The 19,364-nt window shown below is 71.6% G+C and carries 16 protein-coding genes and 1 pseudogene; 8 read left to right on the forward strand and 9 right to left on the reverse strand.

Annotated elements, in window-relative coordinates; translation table 11 throughout:
- Nucleotides 1-38: 38 nt before the first annotated feature.
- The 4 genes from ACL02U_RS31460 to ACL02U_RS31475 all read right to left on the reverse strand — a co-directional run bounded on the left by ACL02U_RS31460 (nt 39) and on the right by ACL02U_RS31475 (nt 3,623).
- A complete protein-coding gene (locus tag ACL02U_RS31460; protein ID WP_412794407.1) occupies nt 39-476 on the reverse strand; it encodes a hypothetical protein in 438 nt (145 codons plus the stop codon).
- Between the two features lie 70 nt (nt 477-546).
- Nucleotides 547-2,352: an alpha/beta hydrolase gene (locus ACL02U_RS31465; protein ID WP_412794408.1), complete on the reverse strand. Its 1,806-nt coding sequence runs from the start codon at nt 2,350-2,352 to the stop codon at nt 547-549.
- 9 nt (nt 2,353-2,361) lie between these two features.
- Entirely contained in the window at nt 2,362-2,820 is a 459-nt protein-coding gene (locus ACL02U_RS31470; protein WP_412794409.1) for a hypothetical protein, read from the reverse strand.
- Between the two features lie 440 nt (nt 2,821-3,260).
- Entirely contained in the window at nt 3,261-3,623 is a 363-nt protein-coding gene (locus ACL02U_RS31475; protein WP_412794410.1) for a hypothetical protein, read from the reverse strand.
- A gap of 515 nt (nt 3,624-4,138) precedes the next feature.
- On the opposite strand from ACL02U_RS31475, the gene ACL02U_RS31480 reads away from it, so the two are divergent.
- Both ACL02U_RS31480 and ACL02U_RS31485 read left to right on the forward strand, forming a co-directional pair.
- Entirely contained in the window at nt 4,139-4,246 is a 108-nt protein-coding gene (locus ACL02U_RS31480) for a DUF397 domain-containing protein (protein ID WP_412794411.1), read from the forward strand.
- Nucleotides 4,247-4,529: 283 nt separating this feature from the next.
- Entirely contained in the window at nt 4,530-6,416 is a 1,887-nt protein-coding gene (locus ACL02U_RS31485; RefSeq protein WP_412794412.1) for a DNA/RNA helicase domain-containing protein, read from the forward strand.
- Between the two features lie 15 nt (nt 6,417-6,431).
- Here the strand turns inward: ACL02U_RS31485 and ACL02U_RS31490 are convergent, their stop codons facing one another.
- Nucleotides 6,432-7,277: a CDP-alcohol phosphatidyltransferase family protein gene (locus tag ACL02U_RS31490; protein WP_412794413.1), complete on the reverse strand. Its 846-nt coding sequence runs from the start codon at nt 7,275-7,277 to the stop codon at nt 6,432-6,434.
- A gap of 107 nt (nt 7,278-7,384) precedes the next feature.
- Between ACL02U_RS31490 and ACL02U_RS31495 the strand changes: the two genes are divergently transcribed.
- The 5 genes and pseudogenes from ACL02U_RS31495 to ACL02U_RS31515 form a co-directional block, all read left to right on the forward strand.
- Entirely contained in the window at nt 7,385-8,371 is a 987-nt protein-coding gene (locus ACL02U_RS31495; RefSeq protein ID WP_412794414.1) for a zinc-dependent alcohol dehydrogenase, read from the forward strand.
- Between the two features lie 149 nt (nt 8,372-8,520).
- The gene (locus tag ACL02U_RS31500; RefSeq protein WP_412794415.1) at nt 8,521-8,919 is read left to right on the forward strand and encodes a 6-pyruvoyl trahydropterin synthase family protein; all 399 of its coding nucleotides are present in this window, start codon (nt 8,521-8,523) and stop codon (nt 8,917-8,919) included.
- Nucleotides 8,920-9,059: 140 nt separating this feature from the next.
- Nucleotides 9,060-10,226 carry a glycosyltransferase family 4 protein gene (locus tag ACL02U_RS31505; protein WP_412794421.1) on the forward strand — a complete coding sequence of 389 codons (1,167 nt, stop codon included), beginning with the start codon at nt 9,060-9,062 and terminating at the stop codon, nt 10,224-10,226.
- Between the two features lie 53 nt (nt 10,227-10,279).
- The gene (locus ACL02U_RS31510; RefSeq protein WP_412794422.1) at nt 10,280-11,221 is read left to right on the forward strand and encodes an SAM-dependent methyltransferase; all 942 of its coding nucleotides are present in this window, start codon (nt 10,280-10,282) and stop codon (nt 11,219-11,221) included.
- Nucleotides 11,218-12,417 (forward strand): annotated as a pseudogene (locus tag ACL02U_RS31515) (lysylphosphatidylglycerol synthase domain-containing protein); the annotation flags it as partial. The gene ACL02U_RS31510 and the pseudogene ACL02U_RS31515, both read left to right, overlap by 4 nt.
- Before the next feature lie 194 nt (nt 12,418-12,611).
- On the opposite strand, the gene ACL02U_RS31520 reads toward ACL02U_RS31515, so the two are convergent.
- Nucleotides 12,612-13,391, reverse strand: coding sequence for a creatininase family protein (locus tag ACL02U_RS31520; RefSeq protein ID WP_412794416.1), 780 nt, complete (start codon nt 13,389-13,391; stop codon nt 12,612-12,614).
- Nucleotides 13,392-13,439: 48 nt separating this feature from the next.
- Between ACL02U_RS31520 and ribA the strand changes: the two genes are divergently transcribed.
- Nucleotides 13,440-14,114, forward strand: a complete 675-nt coding sequence (ribA, locus tag ACL02U_RS31525) for a GTP cyclohydrolase II (RefSeq protein WP_412794417.1) — start codon at nt 13,440-13,442, stop codon at nt 14,112-14,114.
- 231 nt (nt 14,115-14,345) lie between these two features.
- Here the strand turns inward: ribA and ACL02U_RS31530 are convergent, their stop codons facing one another.
- The 3 genes from ACL02U_RS31530 to gnd all read right to left on the reverse strand — a co-directional run bounded on the left by ACL02U_RS31530 (nt 14,346) and on the right by gnd (nt 19,239).
- A complete protein-coding gene (locus tag ACL02U_RS31530) occupies nt 14,346-15,575 on the reverse strand; it encodes a serine hydrolase domain-containing protein (protein WP_412794418.1) in 1,230 nt (409 codons plus the stop codon).
- A gap of 182 nt (nt 15,576-15,757) precedes the next feature.
- Nucleotides 15,758-17,809: a TIM-barrel domain-containing protein gene (locus tag ACL02U_RS31535; RefSeq protein ID WP_412794419.1), complete on the reverse strand. Its 2,052-nt coding sequence runs from the start codon at nt 17,807-17,809 to the stop codon at nt 15,758-15,760.
- Nucleotides 17,810-18,357: 548 nt separating this feature from the next.
- A complete protein-coding gene (gene gnd / locus ACL02U_RS31540) occupies nt 18,358-19,239 on the reverse strand; it encodes a phosphogluconate dehydrogenase (NAD(+)-dependent, decarboxylating) (protein WP_412794420.1) in 882 nt (293 codons plus the stop codon).
- Nucleotides 19,240-19,364: the final 125 nt, after the last annotated feature.

Consider the following 19,364-nt stretch of genomic DNA (forward strand, 5'->3'; position numbering starts at 1 on the left):
CGAAGCATTCTTGCAGTTCGCGCGGGAATAGAGGCAGATCAGTCGGATTTCTTGAAGCACTGCGAGTAGACAGTGACGTCAAGTAGCGGAGTGTTCCCGTCGAGGCCCTTCAGCCACGAGACGTCCAGCTGAGTATGTGTCTTCTCGTGGACGGCCTTGACCTCTGGGTTCTTGTTCCGGCTGCCGTCATTTCCTTCCATTGTGATCTTCCACCCGTTGTCGGGCAGGGATCGCTTCAGGTTGGCGAACCCTTCGCCGAGCTCGGCGTTGTCGAGCCCGTACAGGGACCAGGGGTGCCTGACCCAGAAGCCCTTACTGGGGTCGTCGTCCGAGCAATGCGTGGTGTACGCTCCGGGCTCGGTTACCTTCCCCTTGACTTTCAACATGTCCAGCACGCGGCTGGAGAGTGACGATACTTCGTCTTCCACTGTGTGGGAATTGCGTGTGGGGAGAGGATTCCCGTTGTCTTTTTCCATGGAACATCCCGTAAGGAGGAGTGACGACGTCAAGATCGCGACGAGGCCTGTTCGCTGTGCGCCATGCCGCCTATTCGAGCTTGACATCTCCGTACCTTCCTGCAATTACTCGAGCTTGATTTTTGAGGCTTGTTGAAGCTTCGTCCCCGGCGTAGTCCCAGTAGGAGCTGTGCCCCGAGATGAGGTTCCCGGTGTCGTCCTGCATGATGTTGGCGCCGAAGGCGACGTCGGTAGGGTTTGACCCCCGACCGTCACCGAGGCCGACCAAGCCGCCGCCGTGTCGGACTATGGCGTCGTCCATGGACCAGTTGGCTCCTTCGGCCCAGACGTGATTTGCCCCCACGCCTAGATCGCTTGCGTGCTTGACCTGCATACCAGGACTGCCGAGGGCGACAATGTCGTCTGCCGGGATGTGGTTGTGCTTGGCCGTCTCGCCAACCACCGTAGTGCCGTAGCTATGGCCGATAATGGTCGTGTGGCTGGCATTTGGCCCGCCCTGTGCGATTTGGGTTCCTTGGAGGAAGTCTTCGAGTCTCGGGCCAGCATGTTCTGCACGAGACCCGCTCATCGCCTGCGGGATGTTGTCGGGCGCATCGTAATCAAGCCAGTAAACGGTCGAAACGGACTGGCCGGGCACAAGTTTCGAACTTTCCCGCCACATCTTTTCGGTGCGTTCGATGCTCCCTTGGGTTCCCTCAATATTTGTACCCGTGCCTGGGACGTACACTGCGGTGTGGTCGGCTGTATCAGGGTTCCCAAGGGCCAGGATGACCCGACCGTCATCCTGGCCCTTGGGGTCGAATCCCAAGAGATATGCTCGCGGCAAGCCCTTTTCGCCGGTGCTGTCGAACCGATCCTGGATGGCCTTGGATCCATTCAGGACCTTGTTCAACGAGGCTATCTGACCGCCATATTTCTCGTTCCAATCGATCCATTCTTGGGTGTAGACTTTTATTGGCCCATTGATGGTGTATACGTTCTCGTACTTGTTCGTGGGCTCCGGGGGAAGGGTGTCGAGGTCGAGCTGGTACTGCGCGCATGTCTCGTCGAGCACTGTCCGATTGGCCTCATCCCGTGCTTCCGCGGGCAGTCCGTTCATCGCTCCCACGGCCTTCGGATGCAGAGTGAGGTAAGTGTCACGCTCTTCCGGGGTGAGGCTCTTCCACCACTCAGCGTTGGCCTTCGGATCGCCACCCTTGGGTGGTGGCGCGATGCTGTCGAGGTAGTGGTCGGCGGCTTTGGCGACGCCTCGGGTGTCGGACTGCACATCAGCCCAGTCGCGGTCGGAGACGGTGAGGTCATCATCGGCCGTCAGGGCCCGCAGTTTCGGCGCCCACTTCTCGTCGGCTTCTGTGGCCTCTTTGAGGGCTGAGGCGATGCGGTTCGCATACTCCTGTGCACGCCGGTAGTTCGGGTTCGGATCGAAGTTGGCCGCCTGGCGGTCGAGTCCTTGCGCCGAGCTGCCGGTCACACCGGAGGCGGTGCCGCCGGGTGGTAACTTGCCGTCCTCTTTCTCGCCGCCGGCTGGGTAGCTGACGGAGCCGTCGCCGTTCACGGTGAACTTCGCTGCCTCGGCGTCGGCTACGGCGTTCTCGAGCTTTTTCTTGGCCGGCTGTATGTCGTAGGAGAAGGCGTTGAGAGCCGTGCTGATGAGCCCGCACTCGACCTGGATGTAATGGAAGTTCTCGGACAGCTTGGTCAGCTGCTTGTGGGCAGCATCCGCGGCCCTGCCATCGAGCTCCTTGCGCATCCCGGCAGCGACGCGATTGTTGATGTCGTCCTTGGAGGCGCTCGCTCTGTCGCTCATCGCCCGGTAGTCATCGGCTGCATCCGAGTAGTCGGACGGCTTGAGGGCCTTGAGAGTCTTGTAGTCCACGGGCTCAGATCACCGGTCCCCGCCGTGGCCGCCGACGGCCGGAGTGTCCTTGAACTCGGTGTTGATCTGGTTGAGCGCGGTCTTTACGGAGTCGTCGGTGAGTAGCAGGTCGTGGCCGGTCTGTTCCAGGACTTTCTGCAGCGCGTCGCACTTTGTGGCGAGGCCGTGAGCGTATTGGTTCCACGAGCCGTATACCTTGCGCTGTGCGACCGCGGTCTGGCAGCCCTCGTCTTCGCCCAGGCTCTTCTGGCCGTCCGACAGTCGGCCAGTCACGTTGTCCAGCGCCTCACGTTGTGTGTGCACGCCTTCTCCAGCGGAGATCCACGCCTTCTTCGTCGACTTGACGCCCCCCGTGACGCTGCTGGTTCCGCTGTTGTCCTCGACGGGTGCGACGTGGTCGATCTGCATGCGCGCAGTGTGGCGGTCGGCCGCTTCTGCTTTGAGCTGTTCCCATTCGTCCCACGCCATGCGTAGCCCCCTCCCCCCGGAACGCACCCGGGAGAACCTCTTCCTGATCGTGATGCTTCTTGCCTGGTCAATGTCGCAAACGTTACGAGGCAGGTGTACTCCGTGGCGTCCGTATGATCGCTCAAACCGGCCTCTGAGTATCCGTACCTAGAAATCGCTCAGATGCCAGTGTTTGAGCGAGTTCGGGGTCGGGCGGTTGGTCGGGCTGTGACTGGTTGGGGTGCATAGCAGAGCAGGCACCGGCTTCGTGATCATTGGGGTGTCGAAGCTCAACGATCACGAGTGGCCCGTGCCTGCCGCTGAATCCTCTCGCATCCCGCCGGTGTTGGTGAGGCCGGGGGCCGCTGGGCATCGGCCAAGTCGCTTACCTGCGGGCGTTCCTGAACCTGGTCCCGACCCGCGTGCGGGGCGGGGCCGCTGGCACGGCGCCCACTGACGCCCTACATGGAGACCACGCGCCCGCAGGTGATGGTGCCGTTCACGACGATGGAGTCGCTGTTCGCGTTCGTCGGACCCAGCTTCATCCCGGACACCGTGGCGATCCACTTGCCCCCCGACTTCTTACCCGTCACCCCGGAGGCCGAGGTGTGCACGAAGCTCTTGCTGTCCGGTGTGATCAGCGACGCCAGCGACCCGGCACCGGTGATGTTGGTGGTGAACGCGGGAGGCGTCGACGTCTTGGAGTCGTCCACGTCGGGAGCCGTGATGGCGGTCAGCTTGCCTCCCGTCACCACGCAGCCCACGCTCTTGATCGTGAACTCCCCGTTGGCGCCACCGCTGTAGGTGAGATGCGCATTGCCCAACCCGCCCCCCGAGTTGGAGCCACTGCCGGAGCCCGGGCCGTCCGACCCCGCCCCGTCCGATCCTGAGCCGCTCGCCCCCGACCCGTCCGACCCGGAGCTGTCCGAGCCCGACCCGTCGGAGCCCGACCCGTCCGAGCCTGACGCGGCCCCCGCGTCCGCGCCCTGACCCGCACTGCTCGCCGCACCGCTCTGTGCCGGGGTCTTCGCCGGCTCCGTCGACGCACCACCGTCCGAGGAACAGCCGGCCATCGCCAGTGACACGGCGGCCAGGCCTATGAAGACCACGGAGCGAGAGCGGATCGGAAGCATCGGCGGCACCCTTCGACACGGCTGTCAGGACGCCCAGCGTATCCAAGCCCCCCGAACCGAAGGGAGCCCGGAACAGCTGGTGGCGGACCGAGCGCGGCGACGACACCATCGGCCCGGTCTGGTTCGACCCCGTCAGGTCAAGGACTTCACGAAGTGCTCTACCATCAGGGGTGGTTACGCCTCCGTCATGCACACACGGTCGTCGCATGAGCAACGCAGTACTTGTCCGAGATTCGAAGTCGCCGACGGCGGCCAATCTGGCCTTCGGTCCTGAAGCGTGGGCAGAATTCCTGCGTCTGGCCTCCGGACGCTGACGGGCCGGCGCTGCGGTCGGGGTCCGGAACCGAGTGCCGCGCCCCAAGCATTTCCGCAGGCCGCAGGCCTACGTGCACTTTCACCCCGGCGAACCGCGGCACCCCCCCTCGTGAGGGCCGCCGCAGTCCGAAGAGGCAGCCAAGGCCTTGCCCGCAACGGCTCTCCAGGTAACCTCGGACGCATCGTCATCGCGGCCCGACGGGCTTCCGCTCCGCCTCGGCGGAGTCTCGAAGGACATGCCCCCACCCGCACGAGTCACTTCGTGCTGCCCGGGGGAAGTCCTTGCTGTTCCGCGCGTCCGCAAAAACCGTCGCCGCCATGGTGCTCGACGGTTCCCTGTACCTCCACCTCACCGACCAGTTCGTCCATATGCACGGCTACGGTCCCGGCACCTCCGAAGCGCGTTCATGGGAGCGGAGCATCCCCGCTCTGACCGCCGCGCTCAACGACGCGGGGCTGGGCGACGTGGAGGTCATGCTCGAGTACGCCCTCCCGATGAACAGCAAGCGGGCTGACGCGGTGCTCGCCGGAGCACATCCGGTCACAGGTGAACCGTCGTACGTGGTGGTGGAGCTGAAGCAGTGGAGCCAGGCCGAACCGGACGAGGACGACCCGGACCTGTGCCACGTCGACCCCTACACGCATCCGGTGCTGAACCCGTCCGAGCAGGTGCGCCGCTACTGCGAGTACCTCGTCAACTTCAACGGTGCGGTGGCCGAGCATCCTCGCCGTGTCAGCGGAGTGGCGTTCCTGCACAACGCGACCCGGTTCGGTGCGGGCGGCCTGCATGAGCGCGAGACGGACGAGCGCAGTCTGCTCTTCACCGGCGATCGGCGCGGCGAGTTCGTCGCCTACCTGCGCAGCCGGCTCAGCGCCGAACGGCCCGGAGCGCAGGCAGCCGACCTGCTCTTGGCGGGGAAGACCGTTCCGTCCCGGCAGCTCATGGCGGTCGCGGCCCAGGAAGTGCGTGAGCGCGAGCAGTTCGTCCTCCTCGACGAGCAGCAGGTCGCCTACCGCATGGTGCTCAACGCCGTGCGCCGGGCCAAGCAGTCCGACCGCAAGGAAGTCGTGGTCGTCACCGGTGGCCCCGGCACCGGCAAGAGCGTCATCGCGCTCTCCCTGCTCGGTGAGTTGTACCGCCAGGGTGTCCCCGCGCTGCACGCGACGGGATCCCAGTCCTTCACCAAGACGATGCGCAGGGTCGCGGGCGCCAGGAAGCGTGAGGTGCAGGACCTCTTCAGGTACTTCAACAGCTTCATGGCCACGGAGAAGAACTCCCTCGACGTTCTGATCTGCGACGAGGCCCACCGCATCCGCGAGACCTCCGCGAACCGGTTCACGCGTGCGGCGCAGCGGACGGGGAAGCGCCAGATCGACGAGTTGCTCGACGTCGCCAGGGTGCCCGTCTTCCTGCTGGACGAGCACCAGGTGGTGCGCCCGGGGGAGATGGGGACCGTCGACGACATCAGGGCGGCGGCCGCTCGGAGGGATCTCACCTGCCATGTCGTGCCGCTGGACAGCCAGTTCCGCTGCGGCGGAAGCGACGCCTACGTGCGGTGGGTGGTGCGGCTGCTCGGGCTTGAGCCGGGCGGACCGGTGGTCTGGGACCCCGACGACCGCATGCGCCTCGAGATCGCGGAGAGCCCGCAGGAAATGGAGGACTTCCTGACGCACTGCCGCAGCAAGGGCTACGGAGCGCGTATGTCCGCCGGGTACTGCTGGCCGTGGTCACCGGAGCCCAAGCCGGGTCAGCCCCTCCCGGCCGATGTACGCATCGGCGACTGGGCCAGGCCGTGGAACCTGCGCGGTGAGCGCTCCGTGTCCGGTGCGCCGCCGTCCGCCCTCTGGGCGACGGACCCGGCAGGCTTCGGACAGGTCGGCTGCGTCTACACGGCGCAGGGGTTCGAGTACGACTGGTCCGGTGTCATCCTCGGCCCCGACCTGGTCTGGCGCGGCGACCGCTGGACGACGGACCGCACGGCCTCCAAGGACCCGGTGTTCAAGCGGTCGACACCGGACGCGGACGTGGACCGCCTGATCCGCAATACGTACAAGGTCCTGCTCACCCGCGGCATGGTGGGTACTGTCGTCCATTCCACCGATCCCGAGACCCAGGATAAGTTGCGGGATCTGCTCGGAGGCAGGCGGAAGACGGTCGTGAACGTCTGAGCGGCCGGTCTGCCGCTACACGCCCGGGCGGGCCATCAGCTCGGTAGCGTCCGCCGTGTCCGCGGCCCGTGTCGCCGCCCCGGCAGTCGCCAGGCCTTGCCGGGCCGGCGTGGCTGCGCGCTCTCCGGCCGCCCGCCCCGATCGCGACGCCTGCTTCCGCCGTCGCAGCCAGAGCACGTCCCGCCCGAACGACCACACCAGGGTGCCCAGCGCCAGCAGGACCACGGCGGTGTTGGCCGCGCCCGGCAGCAGGTCCGCGCCCGCGACCAGCAGGCATATGCCCTGCAGTGCGGCGACCGTCTTGCGGGCCGTGCTCGGCGGGAGCGGGGAGTTCAGCCAGGGCCAGAGGCGGGCCGCGGCGACGAAGGCGTAGCGCATGACGCCGATCAGCAGCACCCACGGGCCCAGCTGCATGGCCACGTACACGCTCAGCACCAGGATCAGGAAGGCGTCGACCTCCATGTCGAAGCGGGCGCCGAGCGCGGTGGAGGTGCCGGTGCGGCGGGCGACCTTGCCGTCGACTCCGTCCAGCAGCAGTGCCACCGCCGTGAGCGCGACCAGCAGGGCCGCCGGCGGCGCGCTGCGGAACGAGTCGGCTACCAGCGCCGTCACCCCGCCCACCAGGGTCGCCCGGCCGAGGGTGACCCGGTTCGCCGGGCCGAAGGAGTCCAGCCCGGAGCGGTGCAGCGCTCGCGAGAGGAAGGCCCAGCTCGCGGCCGCGAAGGCCAGTCCGGTCAGCCAGCCCGCCGGGCCCATGCCGATCGCCGCGCCCAGCAGGGCCAGCAGCAGGATCTGCACGCCCGCTCCCACGGCGGGCTCCTGCTGGACCGGCCTTGCCACGTACATGTTGTTCAGGGCCACCGCTCACCCTCCGGCCGAGTGACAGAGTCGATCAGTGCCGCGTACTCTGCGCGGCCTGTGCACTTCTGCTTACGCGCACTGATTCCCGATCGTTCAGGAGGATGCCGATGAATCGGACCGCCCGCGCCTTCTGGCTCCGTTCACCCGGGCACGGCGAGATCCGCGACGTCGACCTTCCGGCGCCGGCCGAGGGCGAGGCGACGGTGCGGACGCTGTTCAGCGCGGTCAGCCGGGGCACCGAGACCGTCGTCTTCGGCGGCCGGGTGCCCGAGAGCCAGCACGCGGCGATGCGGGCGCCGTTCCAGGAGGGCGACTTCCCCGCCCCGGTGAAGTACGGCTACCTCAACGTCGGCGTGGTCGAGGAGGGGCCGGACGAACTGGCCGGGCGTACCGTCTTCTGCCTGTACCCGCACCAGACGCGGTACGTGGTGCCGGTGAGCGCACTGACCGTGGTGCCGGAGCGGGTGCCCGCCGGGCGGGCGGTGCTCGCCGGCACGGTGGAGACCGCCGTGAACGCCCTGTGGGACGCCCGGCCGCTGCTCGGCGACCGGATCGCCGTCGTCGGGGGCGGGATGATCGGGTGTTCGGTGGCCGCGCTCGCCGCGCGCTTCCCGGGCGTGCGGGTGCAGCTCGTGGACGCCGATCCGCGGCGTGCGGGGACCGCGCGGGCGCTCGGCGTCGATTTCGCGACTCCCGCACAGGCCCTGGGGGAGTGCGATCTCGTCGTCCACGCCAGCGCCACCGAGCAGGGGCTCGCCCGGTCCCTGGAACTCCTCGCCGCCGAGGGCACGGTGCTCGAGCTGAGCTGGTACGGGGACCGCAGGGTCAGCCTGCCGCTCGGCGAGGCCTTCCACTCCCGGCGGCTCACCGTCCGCAGCAGCCAGGTCGGCACCGTCTCCCCGGCCCGCGGCGACCGCTCCTACGCCGACCGGCTCGCGCTCGCCCTCGACCTGCTCGCCGACCCGGCGCTCGACGCGCTGGTCTCCGGGGAGTCGGCGTTCGAGGCGCTGCCGGAGGTGATGCCGCAGCTCACCTCGGGTGCGCTGCCGGCACTGTGCCACCGCATCCGCTACGACGACGCCGCGGCCTCCTGACCCGGCACGCACCACCTCCCCGCGGGGCCGCCTGACCTGAGAAGAGGGTGCGGGCGAGCTGAACGCGGGGAAGCGAAGCGCCGTACTACACGGCATCCCCGGCCGCCGACGCGCCGGGGCCCGACGTACCGCACCTGGAGGGTCGTCCGTTGTTCAGTGTCACCGTCCGCGACCACATCATGGTCGCCCACAGCTTCCGCGGCGAGGTCTTCGGACCCGCCCAGCGCCTGCACGGAGCGACGTTCCTGGTGGACGCCACCTTCCGGCGCGCCGAGCTGGACGACGACAACATCGTCGTCGACATCGGACTGGCCACCCGTGAACTCAGCGCCGTCGTAGGCGAGCTGAACTACCGCAACCTCGACAACGAGCCCGACTTCGCGGGGGTCAACACCTCCACCGAGTTCCTGGCGAAGGTCGTCGCGGACCGCCTCGCCGACCGGGTCCGCAAGGGCGGACTGGGCGAGGGGGCCAAGGGCATCGCCGCCATCACCGTCACGCTGCACGAGTCGCATGTCGCGTGGGCGAGTTACGAGCGTGCGCTGTGACCGGCACCGGCACCGGCGTGGGCACCGGCACCGGCACTGGCACCGGCACTGGCACCGGCGTGGGCACGGTCAGCGGTCCGGTCGGCGGTTCGGGCACCGCCACGGGAGCGGGATCGGGTGTCCAGCGGGCGGCCGGCCGGATACGGCTCGGCCACGTCCCCGCGCAGTACACCGCAGTGCAGTCCCCGAGGAACCCCGAGACCGTGCCCATGTCCCTGCGCACCGTGCACTTCGTGATGCCGGACGGTGTCGACGACCTCGCCGCCCCGAGCGGCGGGAACGCCTACGACCGCCGCATCTGCCTTGACCTGCCGGGTTTCGGATGGCAGGTCCGCAAGCACCACGCCGCCGGACCGTGGCCGCGCCCCGACGCCGCCGCCCGCGCGGGACTCGCCCGCACTCTGCGGGAACTGCCGGACGGCGCGGTCGTCCTGCTCGACGGCCTGGTCGCCTGCGGCGCACCGGAGACGGTCGTGCCGGAGGCCGAGCGGCTGCGGCTCGCCGTCCTGGTGCACCTGCCGCTCGGCGACGAGACCGGCCTCACCCCCGCGGTCGCCGCCGACCTGGACGCCCGGGAACGCACGGTGCTGCGCGAGGTGTCCGCGGTGATCGCCACCAGCGACTGGGCCGTCCGCCGCCTGGTCGCCCACCACGGTCTGCCGCCCGAGCGGGTGCACGTCGCCGCCCCCGGCGCCGACATAGCCCCGCTCGCCCCCGGCACCGACGGGGTCTCCCGGCTGCTGTGCGTCGCCGCCGTCACGCCGCGCAAGGGCCAGCACCGGCTGGTGGAGGCGCTGGCCGCGGTGACCGACCTGCCGTTCGACTGCGTGTGCGTCGGCGGCCTCACCCAGGACCCCGACTACGTCACCCACCTGCGGGACCTGATCGCCCGGCACGGCCTGAGCGGCCGGATCCGCCTCGCCGGCCCGCAGTCCGGCGCCGCACTCGACGCCAGCTACGCCGCCGCCGACCTCACGGTCCTCACCTCGTACGCCGAGACCTACGGCATGGCGGTCACCGAGTCGCTCGCCCGCGGCGTGCCGGTACTCGCCACCGATGTCGGCGGGCTGCCGGAGGCGGTCGGCCGTGCCCCCGACGGCGGGGTGCCCGGCATCCTCGTCCCGCCGGAGGACCCCGCCGCGCTCGCCGCCGAACTGCGCGGCTGGTTCGGGGAGGCGGACGTACGACGCCGACTGAAGGCCGCCGCGCGCGCCCGGCGCGCCGCCCTGGGCGGCTGGGCGGCGACGGCGCAGAGCCTGGCCGGCGTGCTGGGACGCCTGCCGAACGAACCGCGGAGGGCCGCGTGAGGAGCACCGAGGAAGTGAAGACGACCGGGCACACGGAGAGCGCTCCCGAGGAGATCCCGGCGCCGCACCGCACCCCCGGCGCGGTGATCCCCGGCGCCGGGCCGGCAGCCCGCCCCGGGGAGCGGCCCACCGTGCGGCTGCGCGAGGACGCGCCCGCCGACGAGCCGCCGCGCTACGCGCCCGAGTGGCTGCGGCTGCGGGAGGACGCCGACGCCGCGGCACGCTCCGCGGACCTCCTGGACCCGCTGCGCATCCGCCTGGCCAACCTCCCCGGCCGCGGCCGCGGGCTCGTCGTGCACGACCTGGGGTGCGGCACCGGGTCCATGGGCCGCTGGCTCGCCCCGCGGCTGGACGGCGCCCAGCACTGGGTGCTGCACGACCGCGACCCGTACCTCCTCCACTTCGCGGCGGCGGGCTCCCCGCGCGCCGCCGCGGACGGCAGCGCCGTCACCGTGGAGACCCGGCGCGGCGACCTCGCCCGGCTCACCCCGGACGCCTTCGACGGGGCCGGCCTGGTGACCGCGTCCGCACTCCTCGACGTGCTCACCCGGGAGGAGGTCGGTGCGCTCGCCGAGGCCTGCGCGGGGGCCGGATGCCCGGCGCTGCTGACCCTCTCGGTGGCCGGACGGGTGGAACTGGCCCCGGCCGACCCGCTGGACGCCCTGATCACCGCGGCCTTCAACGACCACCAGCGGCGCACCGGACTGCTCGGCCCCGACGCCATGAACGCCGCCGGAGAGGCCTTCGCCGAACACGGCGCGAGCGTCCGCGTGCGGCCCAGCCCCTGGCTGCTCGGACCCGCCGAGGCGGAACTCACCGCGCAGTGGCTGCGCGGCTGGGTCGGCGCCGCCGTGGAACAGCGCCCCGCGCTGCGCGACCCCGCGCGGGAGTACCTGACGGCCCGGCTCGCGGAGTGCGCGGCGGGCGAGTTGAGGGTCACCGTGCACCACAGCGACCTGCTGGCGCTGCCCCACCCGGACGGGGCCGCGTCATGAGCACGCGGGCCCGTTCGGCGGCCCCCGCGGCGAACGTCGGCCTCCTCGTGCCGGTGCACGGGCCCGCGCCGGACGGTGGGCCCGGGTCGGAGGCCGACCCGGCTCCCCAGGACCGGCCCGTATCCACCGCGGCAGGTACTGCGGTACCCACCGCCACACCCGGCGCCGTACCCGCTTCCGTGGTTTTCCCGTCCCCAGGGGACCTGCCCAGCGCCGTGCCCACCGCGATACCCGGCGCCGTGCCCACTGCGACACCCACCGCTGTGTCCACTGCCGCAGCGGACACGCCGGGCGGAGCGGACGCGCCGGGCGGAACCGGCGGCCCGCACCGCGTGCGGCCTCCACGCCCCGCGCGCCCCGCGCGCCCCGCCCGCCACCTGGGCCACCTGCGCCGTCACCTAGGCACTCTCGCCGGTACCGCCATCCTCGCCGCTCTGCTGTGGCGGGCGGGCACCGGAGTGCTCCTCGACGGGCTGCGGCGGCTGGACGCGCCCGCCGTGCTGCTGGCGCTCGCGATCGGCGCGGTCACGACCCTGTGCAGCGCCTGGCGGTGGGCGCTGGTCGCCCGCGGGCTGCGGATCCGGCTGCCGCTCGGTGCGGCGGTCGCCGCCTACTACCGGGCGCTGTTCCTGAACGCGGCGCTGCCGGGCGGGGTCGTCGGCGACGTGCACCGGGCGGTGCGGCACGGCCGGAGCACCGGAGACGTCGGGCGCGGCGTCCGCGCCGTGGTGCTGGAACGGACCGCGGGACAGTTCGCCCTGGCGGTCGGCGGGCTGGCGGTGCTGCTGGTGCTGCCGTCGCCGGTCCGCTCCCAGGTACGGCACCTGGCGGGGCCGATCGCGGTCGCGGTCCTCGGTGCGCTCGCCGTCGTCCTCGCTCTGCGCCCCCGCCGGACACCGGGCGCGTCCGGGCCGGTGCGGGCGCTGCGAGGGTGGCTGGCGGAGGCGCGCGAGGGGCTGCTCTCGCCGCGCAACGGACCCCGGGTGGCGGCGGCGTCGGCGGTCGTCCTGGCGGGACACGCGGCGACGTTCGTCGTGGCCGCACGGGTGGCCGGAGCCGGCGCTCCGGTGGCCGTGCTGCTGCCGCTCGCCGTCCTCGCCCTGCTCGCGATGGGACTGCCGCTGAACGTGGGCGGCTTCGGACCCCGTGAGGGGGTGACCGCGTGGGCGTTCGGGGCCGCGGGCCTCGGCGCGGCCACCGGGCTGGCGACCGCCGTGGTGTACGGCGTGCTGAGCTTCGTCGCCGCGCTGCCGGGTGCGGCGGTCCTCCTCGCCCGCCGATGGACCGACCCGCGGCCCGGCCGGAAGACCGCGTCGGAGACCACGGCGGAGGCCGGGACGGAGGCCGGGACGGAGGTCGGGGCCGAGACCGGTCGCGGTGACGAGGGGCGCTACCCGCGGTCGCCCCCCGCGGCGTCGGGGCGGTCGGCGCCGAGCAGTGCCGCGTACGCGCCGAAGGACTCCGCCAGGCTCTCCAGCAGGATCCTCCCCTTCTCGGCGGATCCCAGGGACGGGCGGCCGATGACACCCGAGTCGGTGTAGGCGGACATGCCCGCGGTGAGCAGATGACGGCGGTCGTCCGCGGTGTGGTCGGCGGACTCGAACCCGGGGCGGACCTGGTCCGGGTGGGCGTGCAGCAGGATCGAGGTCTCGATCTCGCCCGCGTGCATGTCGGTGAGGAGCGAGGTGGCGATCCCGGCTCGCTCACGTGCCGTCTCCCAGTCCTCCGCGGCCGGGAACAGCGCCATCCGCTCGCCGCGTGCCCCGGCCTCCTGCACGGCGTTGCCCAGGACGTAGTTGCCGCCGTGCCCGTTCACCAGCACCAGCGAGCGGACCCCGGAGCGGCGCAGGGAGTCCGCGATGTCCCGCACCACCGCGTGCAGCGTGACGGAGGAGATGCTGACGGTCCCCGGCCAGCCGGCGTGCTCGTGCGAACAGGAGACCGTCACCGGAGGAAGGAGGTGCACCGGATGCCTGGCGGCGATCTCCCGGGCGATGGCGCAGGCCACCAGCGTGTCCGTCGCCAGCGGCAGATAGGGGCCGTGCTGCTCGTAGCTGCCGACGGGCAGGACCGCCGGTGCCGAGCCGTCCGCCGCCCGCGCCCGTACCTCCTCCGTGGTGTCCGCCGGAACCAGACCGTGCGCCGCCTCCCGCGCGCCCGAACCACTCATCGCTCCACGGCCTTTCGTGCCTTCTCATCTCTGCTTAGGAATCAGATCATGACAGAAGAGACCACCACCGCGCCGATCGGCGTCCTCGGGAAGAAGCAGCCGCGACGCACCGGCGTGGAACGCGTCGTGAGCGTGCCGCTGCCCACGGTGTACGGGAAGTTCCAGGCGGTCGGCTACCTCGACCACGACCGGGGCGAGGAGCAGGTGGCCCTGGTCCACGGGGACATCGGCGCGGACGGGGTGCTGACCCGGCTGCACTCGGAGTGCCTGACGGGGGACGCCTTCGGCTCGCAGCACTGCGAGTGCGGCGACCAACTGGCCTCCGCGCTGCGCGCGGTGGCCACCGAGGGCAGCGGCGTCGTCGTCTACCTGAGGGGGCACGAGGGCCGGGGCATCGGGCTGCTCGCCAAGCTGCGCGCGATGGCCCTCCAGGCGGAGGGACTGGACACGGTCGAGGCGAACCTGGCCCTCGGCCTGCCGGTGGACGCCCGCGACTACGGAGTCGCCGCGGGCATCCTCCGTGACCTCGGGGTGCGTTCGGTGCGGCTGATGTCGAACAACCCGCGCAAACGGGAGGCGTTGCAGCGGCACGGGGTGCAGGTGGCCGAGCAGGTGCCGCTGCTCATCCCGCCGTGCGAGAGCAACATCACCTATCTGCGGACCAAGCGGGAGCGCATGGACCACCACCTGCCGCACCTCGACGCGGTGGCGCACCTGTCGTGACGGGCGGGCGCCGCTCCCTCGCGTCCGGCGCCCGCCCACCCGGTGGGCACCTCGTGCCCGGGGCCGCCCGGTCGGCGAGTGCTTCGCGCCCGGGGCCCGCCCAGCCGGTGGCACCTCGTGTCCGGCGCCATCCGGCCGTCGGCGACTCCGGTCTCCGGCGCCCGCCCACCCGCCGAGTGGCTCGCTGTCGGCGCCCGCCCACCCGCCGAGTGGCTCGCTGTCGGCGCCCGCTCAGTCCGTGAGCGCCTCGTGGACCAGCCGTTTCAGCTCGGGGAACAGCCGCAGCGAGCGGCGCGGGCGCAACTGCGTCATGAACTGCACGGTCAGATCGCGTCCCGGATCGACCCAGAAGGTCGTGGTCGCCACGCCGCTCCAGCCGTAGGTGCCGAGCCCGGACGGCGCCAGGGTGCGTGCGGGGTCCACGACGACGGAGACGCCGAGACCGAAGCCGACGCCGTCGTTGCCGGGTTCGTCGTGGGCGGGGCGGCTGCCGAAGGCGCGCAGGTCGGAGTTGCCGGGCAGGTGGTTGCGGGTCATCAGGTCCACCGTCCGCGGCGCCAGCAGCCGCACGCCGTCGAGCTCGCCGCGGCGGCGCAGCATCTCCGTGAAGCGGTGCACGTCGAGGGCGCTCGCCACCATGCCCCCGCTGCCCGACAGGAAGCGCGGACGGCCGTGCAACGGCAGCCCTCGGATCGGCTCGATGCCGGCGTCCTCGCGGTCGCCGTACAGTTCGGCCAGTCGGTCCGACTGCTCGCCGGTGACCTGGAACCCCGCGTCCGCCATGCCGAGCGGCCGGAAGATCCGCTCGGCGAAGAAGACGTCCAGCGGCTGCCCGGACACCACCTCGATCACCCGGCCCAGCACGTTGGACGCCACCGAGTAGTTCCATTCGGTGCCCGGGTCGAACTGCAGCGGCAGCCCCGCGTACACGTCGATCGTCTCGGCGAGGTCCGCGCCCGGAGGCACCGACGACTCCAGACCCGCCGCGCGGTAGAGGGCGTCCACCGGGTGGCTGTGGTAGAACGCGAAGGTCAGGCCGGCGGTGTGGGTCATCAGGTGCCGGATCAGGATCGGCCCGGCCGCCGGGCGGGTGGCCGGGTCCCCGGCCGGTCCGCCGACGTACACCCGCGGGTCGGCGAAGGCCGGCAGATGGCGCTCGACCGGGTCGTCGAGCGACAGCCGGCCCTCCTCCACCAGCAGCAGCGCGGCGACCGAGGTCACCGGTTTCGTCATGGAGTAGATCCGCCACAGCGTGTCCGGCTCGACGGGAAGACCCGCCGCGATGTCGCGCCGGCCGTGCACGGTCAGGTGCGCCACCCGCCCACCGCGGGCCACGGACACCAGGAAGCCGGGCAGCCGCCCCTCGTCGACGTAGTGGGCCACGTGCTGGTCAAGGCGGTCCAGCGCCTTCGCGTCCAGTCCGGCCTCGTCCGGGTCGACCTCTTGCCGCAGCAGTCCCATCGCTCTCCTCCGTCACGTCCGCGGGAGTGCGGTCCGCACTACCCGCAAACGGAGCACTCCAGTCCTCGCCTCGCCCCCTGAAAGGGAGTTCGCAACCCGTCCGGGGGCTCCGCTCCGGCCGCGGCGGTACGCCCGGACGGCGGCCCCGGCCCGCCCGCGTGCTCCGGGGTCCCGGGAGCGCCTCACCGCAGTGCGTCGAGTGCCTGGGAGGCGCCGTCCGCCCCGCGGAGCACGAAGACGGGCGTGACGTCCAGGGGAGTGGCGTACGCCCGCAGGGTCACCGGCCCCTGCACCGTCGTCCCCCGGACGACGTCGTACCAGGTGCCCGGCGGCAGGTGGACGTCGCGCGAGCCGGCCCCGGTCAGGTTCGGCGCCGCCAGCACCGCCGGGCCGAGCATCCAGGCGTCGGAGACCGTGTAGGCGGCCGGATCCTGCGGGAAGTCGAAGAACAGGGGGCGGACGATCGGGTCACCGGTCTGGAGGGTGCGGCGGACCTGGGTCCGCAGGTACGGGGCCAGCCGTTCGTGCCGGGTGATCGCCCGGCGGTAGAGCCGGACCGTCTGCGCGTCGTAGGCGACCTTGCGTCCGGTGGTGACGTCGACGGTGCCCACCGGAGAGGTGGAGGCGTACATCACCGGCATGTACGCCGCCGCCTGCGCCCATCGGACCAGGACCTCCTTCGTCGGCGCGGGACGGCCGGCGGAGCCGCCGATCATGTCGGTCGCCACGAAGGGGTAGCCGATCGTGGACAGCGCCAGGTTCTGGGAGACCGCCGCCCGCAGCGAGTCCCAGCCGGTGCCCTTGTCGATCTGCCGGGTCACGAAGCCGGCCTCGTGGGCGGTCCTGCTCCAGTGGACCCGGATGCCCGCGCCCTGGAGGTCGTAGGCGTCGGCGAGTTCGGCGCCGAGTCGCTGGTAGTCGGTGCGGGTGTGCCCGGCGCGCGGGGCGCAGCGGTCGTCGAAGAAGCGGGTGTCGAACTTCAGCCCGTCGACGCGGTAGGCGTCCATCAGAGTGCGCAGGTTGCCCCGGTACCAGGCGCGCGCCGCGGGGTTGGCCAGGTCGATGATTCCGGCGGTGCCGTTCCACCAGGTCACCGTGCACGGCCGGGACGGGTCGGCGGCGTCGTGCAGCAGGTAGTCGTGGTCGGCCGCGTAGCGGTAGCGGGTGGAGTCCAGGTTGATCCACAGGGTGACCCAGAGCCCGAAGTCGAAGCCCAGGTCGTGGATGCGGTCCGACATCGCCCTGGGGTCCGGGTAGGCCGCCCGGTCGAAGGTCAGATTGCCGTACTCGGACTCCCACTTGTCGTCGAGCTGGACGGTGTGGCCGTCGAGCCCGTTCGCATGCAGGCCGTTCGCGTAGTCCAGCACCTTCTCCTGGTCGACGTGCGTGTAGAACTGGGCCCAGGTGTTCCACAGCGGTCGGGCGTACTGCTCGTCGCTCGCGTCGCTCTGCCGCGGCCTGCCGACGAGTCCGACGTAGGCGCGGTAGACGTCCCGGGGCGTGTCCTCGACGAAGACGGTCGCCCGGTACGTGCCGCCCGACCGGACGGTGAAGCGGCCGAGTCCGTCGCCGCCGGAGTTCAGGGACACCTCCATGGGTTCGTCGGTGTCGACGTACAGCCCGGTCGCCCGCTGCGTGTACCAGAAGGGGTCGACCATCCGGTACGAGGCGGGGCCGAACTCCCTGTCGACCACCTGCCCGGAGTCCAGTGGCCACGGCTGGTCGGTGAAGGGCCCGCCGGCGGGCGTGCTCGCCTCGCCGTGTCCGTACCAGTGGCCGGCGGAGGCCAGCGCGTAGGTGAGTCCGAGGCGGTCGGCGGTGGCGCCGCGGACGTCCCAGTCGAGCCGGTAGCGGTCGGCGGCGGGCGTGAGGCGGGCCTCGATCCGCGCACCGGCCAGGGTGGTGCCCGCGGTGAGGGTGAGTACGCCGTCCCGCCAGCGCCAGCCGGTGAGGGTCGTGGCGTGCTGCCAGGAGCCGCCGGAGCGGAAGCGGAGGGCGGCCGGTCCGGTCGCGAGGACGGTACGGCCCGATCCGGCGGTCGTGAGGGACAGTTCGCCGACCGTGGGTACGGAGACGGAGTAGGCCGGGGTGTCCAGGACGAGGGTGTGCCCCGAGACCCGCACCGTCGGTGCCGGTCCGGCCGGGCGGGCGCCCTGTGCCGTCGAGGGGAGCAGGGCCAGGGCCAGGGCGCAGGCCAGCAGGCAGCCGAACTTGCGGGAAACGAAGCGCACCACTCGGGCCCTTCTCGCGTCGGACGGGCAGTCAAGGGGGAGGTCGTGCCGCAGTGCTCTGCTCCGGCGGTGTTCTGTTCTGCTCGGTTCGGCCGATGTTGTGGCAGGAGCCGTCGTGTGTCAACGAGGCGGCGGGGAGGCCGCAGGTGTCGCGGCGGATCCGTCCCCCGGTCGGCGGAGCGCGGGCCTCCGCGCCGTCGTGGTGCGCCGGCGCACGTCACGAGGTGGGCGACGCGGTGGCGCGCCGGTGGTGTGTTGGGCCGACGCGGTGCCGTGCCGGTGGTGTGCGGTGGGTCGGGCGGCTCGACCGCCGCGGGCTCGGACACCGCGAAACCGGGCAGTCGCCCCACGGTGGTGAGGGGCGACTGCCCGGTTTCGGAGTGTCGGATACCGTCGCGTCCAGGGCAGCGTCCGGGTACCGCACCGGGCGGGGTGCGGCGCCGGGCCGGGCGCGACCGGCGGACCGGGCCGCTGCCCGACGGTCGGTTTGCCCGGGTTCGCCCCGGTCGGCGCCCGGGCCGGCCGGGTGGTGGGCCGGCCGCGTGCCCGGCCTACTCCTCGGCCGACTCGACGGCGTGGCCGCCGAACTGGTTGCGCAGCGCCGCGACCATCTTCATCTGCGGCGAGTCGTCCTGGCGGGAGGCGAACCGGGCGAACAGCGACGCGGTGATCGCCGGGAGCGGCACCGCGTTGTCGATGGCCGCCTCGACCGTCCAGCGGCCCTCCCCGGAGTCCTCCGCGTAGCCGCGCAGCTTGTCCAGGTGCTCGTCCGCGTCCAGGGCGTGCACGGCCAGGTCGAGCAGCCAGGAGCGGATCACCGTGCCGTCCTGCCAGGACCGGAACACCTCGCGCACGTCGGTGACGGAGTCGACCTTCTCCAGCAGCTCCCAGCCCTCCGCGTACGCCTGCATCATCGCGTACTCGATGCCGTTGTGGACCATCTTCGAGAAGTGCCCGGCGCCGACCTTGCCGGCGTGGACGTATCCGTACGGGCCGTCCGGCTTGAGCGCCTGGAAGATCGGCTGGAGGCGGTCGACGTGCTCCTTGTCGCCGCCGACCATCAGGGCGTATCCGTTCTCCAGGCCCCAGACCCCGCCGGACACGCCCGCGTCGACGAAGCCGACACCGTTGGCGGCGAGTTCACCGGCGTGCTTCTCGTCCTCGTCCCAGCGGGAGTTGCCGCCGTCGACGACGGTGTCACCGGGGGAGAGCAGGCCCTTCAGCTCGTCGATGACGGACTGGGTGGCGGCACCGGCCGGCACCATCACCCACACGACGCGGGGCGCGTCCAGCCGTTCGACGAGTCCGGCGAGGTCCGCCACGTCGGAGAGGTCGGGGTTGCGGTCGTAGCCGACGACGGTGTGGCCCGCGAGGCGGATGCGCTCGCGCATGTTGCCGCCCATCTTGCCGAGACCGATGAGACCGAGCTGCATGGTGGGTTCACTTCCTCATTGAGCGGTAGGCGGCGACGAGTGCGGTGGTGGACGGGTCGAGGCCGGGGACGTGGGCGCCCTCGGTCAGGGCGGGCTCGACCCGCTTGGCGAGGACCTTGCCCAGC

It is taken from the genome of Streptomyces sp. MS06, assembly GCF_047200655.1.
In the GTDB taxonomy this organism is placed as follows: Bacteria; Actinomycetota; Actinomycetes; order Streptomycetales; family Streptomycetaceae; genus Streptomyces.

Coding starts and splice junctions, on each gene's coding strand:
- ACL02U_RS31460 (WP_412794407.1), bottom strand. CDS start 476: ATGGAAAAAGACAACGGGAATCCTCTCCCCACACGCAATTCCCACACA.
- ACL02U_RS31470 (WP_412794409.1), bottom strand. CDS start 2,820: ATGGCGTGGGACGAATGGGAACAGCTCAAAGCAGAAGCGGCCGACCGC.
- ACL02U_RS31480 (WP_412794411.1), top strand. CDS start 4,139: ATGAGCAACGCAGTACTTGTCCGAGATTCGAAGTCGCCGACGGCGGCC.
- ACL02U_RS31495 (WP_412794414.1), top strand. CDS start 7,385: ATGAATCGGACCGCCCGCGCCTTCTGGCTCCGTTCACCCGGGCACGGC.
- ACL02U_RS31520 (WP_412794416.1), bottom strand. CDS start 13,391: ATGAGTGGTTCGGGCGCGCGGGAGGCGGCGCACGGTCTGGTTCCGGCG.
- ribA (WP_412794417.1), top strand. CDS start 13,440: ATGACAGAAGAGACCACCACCGCGCCGATCGGCGTCCTCGGGAAGAAG.
- ACL02U_RS31530 (WP_412794418.1), bottom strand. CDS start 15,575: ATGGGACTGCTGCGGCAAGAGGTCGACCCGGACGAGGCCGGACTGGAC.
- gnd (WP_412794420.1), bottom strand. CDS start 19,239: ATGCAGCTCGGTCTCATCGGTCTCGGCAAGATGGGCGGCAACATGCGC.